The sequence below is a fragment of the Deinococcus aerolatus genome, from assembly GCF_014647055.1.
Classification (GTDB): domain Bacteria; phylum Deinococcota; class Deinococci; order Deinococcales; family Deinococcaceae; genus Deinococcus; species Deinococcus aerolatus.
The window spans coordinates 153373-162199 of the sequence record NZ_BMOL01000008.1; the positions used below are offsets into that span (position 1 = coordinate 153373).

Sequence of the window (8827 nt, forward strand, 5' to 3'; positions counted from 1 at the left end):
TGGAGGGTGGGTGGAGCAATACCTTGCCCTGCACGCCCAGTTTCGTCCGGTGGACGCGTCGTTCATGGGATTGCCGGGTCATGATTATCAGTTGCCTCCAGTGGATGAGGAGGCGTTGGAACATGAGCGGCATGACCTTGCCAACCTTTTGCAGAAGGTGGAAGCCTGGACGGGTGAAGCTGAGACGGCGGGCGAGCGGCTAGATCTGTGGCTGCTGCGCTCCCAGTTGCGCGTCACGTTGCGCGAGGCGCGGGAGCGGCCCCGCCAGCACAATCCGGCCTTCTATACGGGTGAGGCGGCCTTCGCCGTCATCAGTCTGCTGTTGCCGAACGAACGCCCGACAAACGCGGCGGCCGTTCTGGCACGGCTGAAGGCCATGCCCGAATTTCTGTCCACAGGAACCAGAACGCTGGAGCCGCTTAATCTGCCTGCCGACTGGGTAGAACGTGCCCGGAAGGAGGCAGAGGCGCTGGAAGCTCTACTCCTGCGTGGTCTGTCTAAACACTCCGACTATCAGGCGGATTGGCAGGAACCTGCCGCGCAGGCTGCCGCCGCCGTTCAGACGTTTGCCTCAGCCTTGAAGGCGGGTGACGCGGACCCAGCCTGCGGACGCGATTACTTGGAGTTCCTGATGCGCGAGGCCCACGCCCTACCCTATTCAGCGGCAGAGGCAGAGCGGCGGGCGCAGGCTGCGTTTGAAGCGCTGGGTGCGGAACTTGTGAAAATGGCCCATCAGCTTGACCCAGCGAAAAGCTGGCAGCAGCAACTGGCCGCACTGGAACAACATCATCCTGCTCTAGACGACGTACAACAGACCTATCAGGACTGGAACGCCCGCGCTCTGGACGCCGCTGAGGGTCTCATGACACCCGCCCGTGAATATGGCCTGGCCTTCGAGCTTCTGCCTGAATGGGCCAGGGAGGCCGCTGGAGCGCTGTATTTCCTGTTCTACCGCTCTCCGCCCGCCGGGCATCCCGGCGACGGCAGCATCTACTGGATCTTTCCGCCCGGCACGGACATGGCGGCGTACCTGCGCGGTCAGAACGTCCCATTCATCAAGGCTGTCCACGCCGTCCATCACGGCAGCATCGGCCACCACACCCAGAATACGCGGGCGCGGCAGGCGGCCTCAAAGCTGGCGCAGCTGGGCGGCACGGACTGCGCCAGCGGCATCGCCTTTCTGAGCGCGGGCACGCTGGTGGAAGGCTGGGCCTGCTACGCCGAGGATCTGCTGCTGGAGGCGCCCGGTTTCTACACGCCAGAAGAAGAATTGCTGCTCAAGCAGTTTGAGTTCCGCAACGCTGCCTGCTGTCTGGCAGACATCCGGTTGCACACCGGGCAGTGGACGCTGGAGCAGATGCGGGCCTTTTACCGGGATGACGTGGGCTTCGCGCCGGGCCGCGTCTGGGCCGAAACCACCCGCAACAGCATCTACCCGGCCACCCGGCTGATGTACTGGCTGGGCACCCAGGTGATCAGGGAACTGCGGGCCGAGCTTGACCTCGCGCCGCAGGTCTTCCATGATCGACTTCTCTCTTACGGCTGCGCCCCGGTCACCCTGATCGCGGACGAGCTGCGCCGCCGGCATTCACGAGGAACCCCATGACTGCAAAGCCCGAACCCCTTTCCAAAGAGCGCAAGGCTGAACTGCGCAAACGTTACCTCAAGGTGGATACGGCCAACGTCGCCGACGTGCTGGACGAACTGGGTCAGCCCGACCACGGGCTTGCCAGCAGCTTCTGGCCCATCCAGACGTCCCAGAACAAGATGGCAGGCTGGGCCTACACCATTCGCGGCCAGATGACGCCGTATTCCGGCACCGGCGATGCCGAAAAGATGAAGGCCGTGTCCGGTCTGCAAGACGGCGAGATCAGCGTCTGGAGCGGCGGCGGGGCGTCGGGCGTCTGTTTTTTTGGCGAGCTGATCGCCCTGGGTATGCAGCACCGGGGCAGTGTCGGCTCTCTGATCGACGGCGGCATCCGCGATATCGAGTGGATCGGCAAGATGAAGTTCCCGGTGTTCACGCAGTACCGCAGCCCGGTGCAGTCCATCGGACGCTGGGGGGTCAACGCCTGGCAGGTGCCGGTGTATCTGCCGGGAGCCACCACCGAGCGCGTTATGGTCCGCCCCGGCGACTTTATTCTGGCCGACGTGGACGGCGTGATCCTGGTCCCGCAGGAACTGGCCGAGACGGTGCTGGAGCGGGCGGAGGAATTGACCCGCAAGGAAGTCGCCATTCGTGAGGATCTGAACCGGGGCCTGGGCCTTCCCGAAGTGCTGGAAAAGTACGGGCACGTCTGATGGATCTTGGACTTCAAGGAAAAACAGCGCTGGTCACAGCGGCCAGCGCGGGCCTGGGTTACGCGACGGCGGCGGCTTTATCGGCGGAAGGTGCGCGGGTGGCAATCTGCTCGCGCGATCTGGGCCGCGCTCAGGCCTCGGCAACGCGCATTCACGCGGAAACGGGCAACGAGGTGCTGGCCTTCGAGGCCGACGTGGCCAGCGAGGGTGATCTGACCCGGCTGTTCGGCGAGGTGCAGACCGCGTTTGGTTCGCTGAATATTCTGGTGTGCAACGCGGGCGGGCCACCTCCGGGCAATTTCTCCGCTCTGAGCGAGGAACAGTGGACCACCGGGGTTCAGCTCACGCTGATGAGCGTGGTTCGCAGTGTCCGGCTGGCCCTGCCGTTGATGCGGCAGGCAGGCGGCGGGCGCATCCTGACCCTGCTGAGCAGCAGCGTCAAGAAACCCATCGACAACCTGACCCTCTCGAACACCTTCCGGCCTGCCGTGTACGGCCTGTGCAAGAGCCTGTCGCTGGAGCTGGCCGGGGACCACATTCAGGTCAACGGGCTGGCTCCGGGCCGCATCGAGACCGAGCGCATCAACCAGCTCGACGACGCGCAGGCTCAGAAACGAGGCCTCAGCCGCGCCGAGATTCGCACCGCCTCAGAGGCGCAGATCCCGATGGGCCGCCTGGGCCAGCCGCAGGAATTCGGGCGGGTGGCCGCGTTCCTGTGTTCGCCCGCCGCCATCTACGTCAACGGCAGCGTGCTGCTGGTGGACGGAGGAGCCGTGACCAGTCTATGAGTCAGTCTAACTATGATCCGAAAGCCCACGCCCGCCTGCTGACCGACTACTGCATTGCCGCCCAGCCGGGCCAGCGGGTGCTGGTGCAGGCCACCACCCTGGCCCTGCCGCTGGTGGAGGAACTGCACCGCCTGCTGCTGGAGCGCGGCGCCACCCCGCTGATCCGGCTGGAGTACCCCACCCAACTGGAGGATTTTCACCGTCTGGCCCCGGGCGCCCTGTTGGACGCCACAGAACCGCTGTTGCTGTCCGAGGTGGAGAGCATCGACGCCTCGGTCCGCATCCTGACGCCCTCTAGCCCGGCAGACGGCCTCGATCCCCAGCGGGTGGCGCGGCACCGCAAGGCCATGAACCCGGTGGCCCGCGCCCGTGCCGGGCGGCGCTGGAACCTGAGCCTGTATCCCACCGCTTATGGTGCGGAGGCTGCGCAGATGAGCCTGCCCCAGTACGAGGCGTTCGTCTCCAGCGCCATGTTTCTGGACTCGCCTGATCCGGTGGCGAAATGGGGCGAGATCCGCGAGTTGCAGGCGGGGCTGATCGAGCGACTGGCCCGCGCCAGCGAGGTCCGCATCGTGGGCGAGGACACCGACTTGACGCTGAACATCGGGGGCCGGATCTGGGTCAACAGCGACGGCAAGCGCAACATGCCGTCGGGCGAGGTCTTCACCGGTCCCATCGAGACCAGCGCCAACGGTCAGATCCTGTTCGATCTGCCCACGGTCTATGGCGGCGCGGCGGTGCGCAACGTGCGGCTGACCTTCAGGGACGGTCTGGTCGTGGACGCCCGTGCCGAACAGGGCGAGGCGGCGCTGCTGGCCGCTCTGGAAACGGATGATGGCGCGAAATGGCTGGGCGAGTTGGGCATCGGCAGCAACGCAGGCATCCAGGCCCCCAGCCAGAACATTCTGTTCGACGAGAAGATCAGCGGCACGGTGCATCTGGCGCTGGGCAACGGGTACCCCGAAACGGGCGGCACCAACATCTCGGCGCTGCATTGGGATCTGATCAAGGACCTGCGCGGGGGCGGGCAGATTCTGCTGGACGGTGAACTGTTCCAGGACGGCGGGCGCTTCGTCTAGCTTTCCGCTGCGTTCCACAGGCCCCGGCCCCGGCACCCCGTCCTGTAGACTCTGCAACTGATGATCGTGACCATTGACGGCGTGGCGGCCAGCGGCAAATCCAGCGTGTCCTCGGGGGTGGCGCGGGCGCTGGGCGTGCCGTACGTGAGCAGCGGGCTGCTGTACCGCGCCGCCACCCTGCTGGGGCTGGAAGCCGGGCTGGACCTGCACGGCGCGGCCAAACTGCTGGCTCATCTGCAGGCCCACCCTCTGCGTCTGGAACCCCTGGCCGGGGGCAACCGGGTCTGGCAGGGAGAGCGCGAGCTGACCGGCGGCCTGCACTCCACACGCGTGGACGCGGGCGTGAGTGTGGTGGCCGCCCTGCCCGACGTGCGCGGCTGGGTGGACGCGCAGCTTCGCGCCCTGCCGGCCCCCTTCGTGGCCGAGGGCCGGGACATGGGCACCACTGTGTTTCCGCAGGCGCAGGCCAAGTTCTACCTGACGGCCAGCCCACGCATCCGCGCCCAGCGCCGCGCGAGCGAGCGCCCGGAGGACGTCCCCGCCATTGAGGCCGCGTTGGTTCGCCGCGACCTGCTGGACCGCGTGCAGAGTGCGCCTGCGCCCGACGCCGTGGTGATTGACACCGGGCCCCTGACCCTGGACGGCGTGATCCAGACGGTTCTGGCGCAGCTGCCGCAGCGCACCCCCTCCGCCTAAGCGATGCCTGCATTGGCCCGCTCTGCCCCGGACGCCATTCCCACCCCTCACCCCTGGCTGTACCCGGTGATCCACTGGGGGGTGGGGTGCGTCGTGGCCTATGGCGGCGGGGTCCAGGTTACTGGCCTGGAACATCTACCGCGTGGGGGGCCGCAGGGTGGAGTGATTGTTGCCGGCACCCACGCCCTGGCGCTGGACCCCTTTACCATCGGCTTTGCCATTCCGCCGGGGCTGCACCGCCTGCAATTCATGGCCAAGCGCGACGCCTTCGAGTGGACGCTGATCGGCCCCCACGCCATCGGGCCGGTGCTGCGCGCCACCGGAGCGTTTCCGGTGGACCGCAGCGGGCGCGACACCCGCGCGCTCAGGCAGGCGCTGCGGGTGCTGGAGCGCGGCGGCATGGTGGGGATCTTTCCGCAGGGCACGCGGGGCGGCCAGGGCCTGCACGGCGGCGCAGCGCTGCTGGCCCTGAAGGCCAAGGTCCCCATTGTTCCGGTGCGGGTGTGGCACGAGCGCCCGGCGTGGCTGCCGCGCGGCCTGCCCGGCGGGCGCTGGCATGTGCGCTTCGGCCCGCCGCTGCAGCCCCAGGGTGACAGTCTGCGTGGCCTGACGCTGCGCTGGGAGAACGCAGTGGGCGTCCTGTAGGCGTTTTCAGGCCGGGTGAGGAGATTCGCCCTGGCTTCTGCCGGGCCTCAGCGGACCACCGTGAACTTCTGGCTCAGGTACGTCTCGGTGTCGGCGGCCACACTGGGATTGCCCAGCGCCTTCAGCACGTTTAACCGCAGCTGATACGTTCCGGCGGGTGCGGGCCGCCCGCCCTCCAGCGTGCCGTCCCAGCCCACGAACCCGAAAGTGTCGCTGTTCGGGTCGGTGTAGACGGCAGTGGCGCTGCGCCCGACATAGTTCTGCTCGAACACGGTGCCCAGACTGTGGCCGCCCGCATCCAGCAGCTCCAGCGTCAGGCGGCGGGCCTGATGGCCGAAATGGACCAGCAGTTGCGGCGCGTCCAGCACGGTGACCAGCTGGCCGCTGTCGTCACGGACCTGCACGTCCTCCAGGGTGTAGGCCGGCGGCGCGGGCGGGGTCAGCCCTTCCGGGTAATACTCGAAGGTCTTGGGATCGTACAGCGCCGGGAAGTTCTTGAAGGTCCGGCCCCCGTCGAAACTCACATCGCCCAGCACCGTCAGCGCCTGATAGTGGCCCACAAAACCGCCGTAGGGAATGACCATCGCCTGTCCGGTGGGGCTGGTCAGGACGACGTAGCCCCCGTACTGGCCCTGCGCGGGGCGGCTGGGCGGCGTGATCAGCACGTTCACCTCGGCCTCGCCGCCTGCCGGGACGCTGACCGTGACCCCCGCCCCGTCCGCGCTGTGGCCGTTGATGCTCAGGCGGGCTGCCTGCCCCACGGGTGACAGCGCCCCGCCCGCACTGTCCAGGGCCTGCGCCGGGACGTGCGTGGCCCGGAAGGTCTGCGCCTGCGGGCCGCTGTTCCTGAGCACCATGACCTTGCTGCGGGGGCCGAAGGTCTGGCTGGCCCCCAGGCCCAGACGGGCGGGCGTGGCCGTGACCGGGTTGCGGTGCGCCGCCAGCACGTTCACCAGCCCCGCGCCCTGCCGCTGCACCGGGGCCGGGGCGCCGCCCTCCTGCGCGGGGCGGAGGGCGGCGTTGTTCATCAGCCGGGCCGAGAGGTCCGCCGCCGTCAGGCCCGGCTGCGCCTCCAGCAGCAGCGCGGCGATGCCCGCCACCTGTGGCGCGGCCAGACCCGTACCGCTCAGGACCGCGTAACCGCTGGTCTCCGTCCTGAGGGGCGTGGCGGTGCGGACCCAGCCTCCCGGCGCGGCCAGGTCCGGCTTGAGGGCCAGGTTCGGCGCCGCGCCAACCGCCGAGAATGGGCTGACGCTGCCGCCGCTGGGGTTATCGAAGGTCTGCGGCGCTGCGTTGAAGGTCAGCCTGACCCCCGCCGCCATGCCGGCGTCGATGGTCGCGCCGTCCCCGGCGGGCACCGAGACGGCAGGAATGTCGATGGCCGCATCGTCAAAGGGATTGACAGGCTGGGCATTCACGCTGGCGAGACCAGGCTGGTTGTTGTACAGCACGGCGGCCCGCGCCCCGGCGTTCTGAACATTGAGAATCTTTTCGCGGGCGGGACAGTTGCCCAGGCGGACCAGCGCGGCCTGACCGTTCAGGCTGCCCGGCGCGTAGGGGTTCAGGCCGTCGATGGAGCAGCCGTCGTTGTCGGTGCTGGGCGTGCTGCCCGGCAGTTTGCCGACGGCCAGGGTCAGGCCAGCGGGTGGGCGGGGCGCGCCGCTGACGGGCCGGTAACCCACCACCGCGCCGCCCGGCGTGAGGCTGAAGTTGCCCAGCTCAAGTCGGGTGTTGTCCACCGAGGCCACCGCCAGCACGTTCTCGCCCAGGGCCGGGGCACCGACGCTGTAGGGTCCGGTCTCGCCGCTATCGCCCGCAGCGGCGCTGACCACCATGCCCGCCTTGACCAGGCGGCTGGCGGCGCGCGCCGTGGGGTACTGCGGCCACTGGAACGGCACGCCCAGACTGATATTCAGCACCTGCATGCCGTCGGCCTGGGCGCGTTCCATCGCCGTGAGCAAAGTGGCGCTGTCGGTGCTTCCCTGGCAGCCGAAGACCTTGTAGATGCCGAGGCTGACGCCGGGCGCGGTCCCCAGGAAGCCGCCCGCCGGATCGTGGCCACCCAGAATCCCGGCCACCCCGGTGCCGTTGCCCTGGCAGTCGTCTGGACTGCTGTCGGGCACAGGGACCGAGCCGGGCCTGGAAGCGTCGTAGCTGTCGCCCACGAAGTCGTATCCGACGACGACGCGGCCCCTGAACGCCGGATGGCCCAGGTCCAACCCGGTATCGATGATGCCCACCCGGACGCCCCGGCCACTCAGGCCCAGCTGCGACTGGGCCACGTCCACCCCGGTCATGCCCAGGGCGCTCAGCACGTCGGGCCGCAGGGCCTGGGACTTGAGTGCGACTGGGGCGCGCGGTGGGGGGATAGGACGCACCGGATACACGCCGGTCACCCCTGGCAGACGTGACAGCCGCCCAAGTTCCGCCGGGGTGGCCTGCACCGCGAAGCCGTTGAACAGCGTGCGGTAACTGGCGATTTCCCGGTACTGCGTCCCGCTGGCGGCGGCCTGTGCGCGGAAGGTGGCCTGCTGCGCGCCCACCCCCTGGGCGTTCAGGGCAGCGGGATCGCCGGCCAGTTCCACAAACCAGCGGTCACCGCTCTGGGCGGCCCCGGTGGGCAATCTGAGGGCGGTCCCGGTGGGCTGTGTGGGGGGTGGGGCGCTGCCCGCCGGACCGCAGGCCATCAGCAGGGCAGTCAGCCCCAGCAACAGGTGACGGCGTGGGCGTCTCATCGGCGCGTCAGGGCAAGCTGGTAGGTGTTGCCCTCCCGGTCGTCGCTGGCCTGCTCGTCGTCGTGAATCCTGAAACTGGTGACGGTCACGAAATAGCTGCCGGGGTGCGTCACGTTAAAGCGCAGCTCGGATTCCAGGCCCGCGCCGCTGTCGTCGTCGTGTTCCAGCACTGTAAACCCGTCGGGCAGCAGCACCTGCACGTACGGGTCGAGCGTGCTGCCGGGGTCCACGCCCACGCTCCTGACCGTCAGCCGGAGCTGTGCGCCCGCCTCGGCGCTGAACGTGAAGTAGTCCACGTCACGTGGCTGGCCGGTAATCCGCCCGTTCAGCCGCGTGCCAACCGTCAGCACGTTGGCGATGGCAGCGCTGCCGTTCGGCTCGCTCTCGGTCATTGGTGCCGGCGGCAGCGCGGTGTTGGTGCAGCCGACCAGCACGGCACTTAGCGCCAGCAGAAGCAGGGGAGAGGTGGGCTTGTTGGGCACGTCTCCGATTGTAGTCGGGCGGGAAGGAGGGTATTGGAGTGAACCCATAACTCCGGACCAGTGGTCAAGCACTTCTAAGCGGAATGATAGCGGGCGGCGAA

At 68.4% G+C, this 8827-nt stretch carries 8 protein-coding genes; 6 read left to right on the forward strand and 2 right to left on the reverse strand.

Annotated elements, in window-relative coordinates:
* Positions 1-10 precede the first annotated feature (10 nt).
* The 6 genes from IEY31_RS10315 to IEY31_RS10340 are packed head-to-tail and all read left to right on the forward strand — an operon-like array spanning position 11 to position 5509.
* Positions 11-1606: a DUF885 family protein gene (locus tag IEY31_RS10315; protein WP_229723480.1), complete on the forward strand. Its 1596-nt coding sequence runs from the start codon at positions 11-13 to the stop codon at positions 1604-1606.
* On the forward strand, positions 1603-2301 hold the full coding sequence (locus IEY31_RS10320; RefSeq protein WP_188971608.1) for an RraA family protein: 699 nt from the start codon (positions 1603-1605) through the stop codon (positions 2299-2301). The genes IEY31_RS10315 and IEY31_RS10320 overlap by 4 nt, the downstream gene beginning before the upstream one ends.
* Positions 2301-3089 (forward strand): SDR family oxidoreductase, encoded by a 789-nt coding sequence (locus IEY31_RS10325; protein WP_188971609.1) that lies wholly within the window; start codon positions 2301-2303, stop codon positions 3087-3089. Before IEY31_RS10320 ends, IEY31_RS10325 begins: the two co-directional genes overlap by 1 nt.
* Entirely contained in the window at positions 3086-4168 is a 1083-nt protein-coding gene (locus IEY31_RS10330) for an aminopeptidase (RefSeq protein ID WP_188971611.1), read from the forward strand. Before IEY31_RS10325 ends, IEY31_RS10330 begins: the two co-directional genes overlap by 4 nt.
* 60 nt (positions 4169-4228) lie before the next feature.
* The gene (cmk, locus tag IEY31_RS10335; RefSeq protein WP_188971613.1) at positions 4229-4864 is read left to right on the forward strand and encodes a (d)CMP kinase; all 636 of its coding nucleotides are present in this window, start codon (positions 4229-4231) and stop codon (positions 4862-4864) included.
* A gap of 3 nt (positions 4865-4867) precedes the next feature.
* Positions 4868-5509, forward strand: a complete 642-nt coding sequence (locus tag IEY31_RS10340) for a lysophospholipid acyltransferase family protein (RefSeq protein ID WP_188971615.1) — start codon at positions 4868-4870, stop codon at positions 5507-5509.
* Between the two features lie 47 nt (positions 5510-5556).
* Here the strand turns inward: IEY31_RS10340 and IEY31_RS10345 are convergent, their stop codons facing one another.
* Together IEY31_RS10345 and IEY31_RS10350 are read right to left on the reverse strand one after the other, a co-directional pair.
* The gene (locus IEY31_RS10345) at positions 5557-8244 is read right to left on the reverse strand and encodes a S8 family serine peptidase (RefSeq protein ID WP_188971618.1); all 2688 of its coding nucleotides are present in this window, start codon (positions 8242-8244) and stop codon (positions 5557-5559) included.
* Positions 8241-8726, reverse strand: a complete 486-nt coding sequence (locus tag IEY31_RS10350) for a PPC domain-containing protein (protein ID WP_229723481.1) — start codon at positions 8724-8726, stop codon at positions 8241-8243. Before IEY31_RS10350 ends, IEY31_RS10345 begins: the two co-directional genes overlap by 4 nt.
* Between the last annotated feature and the right edge of the window lie 101 nt (positions 8727-8827).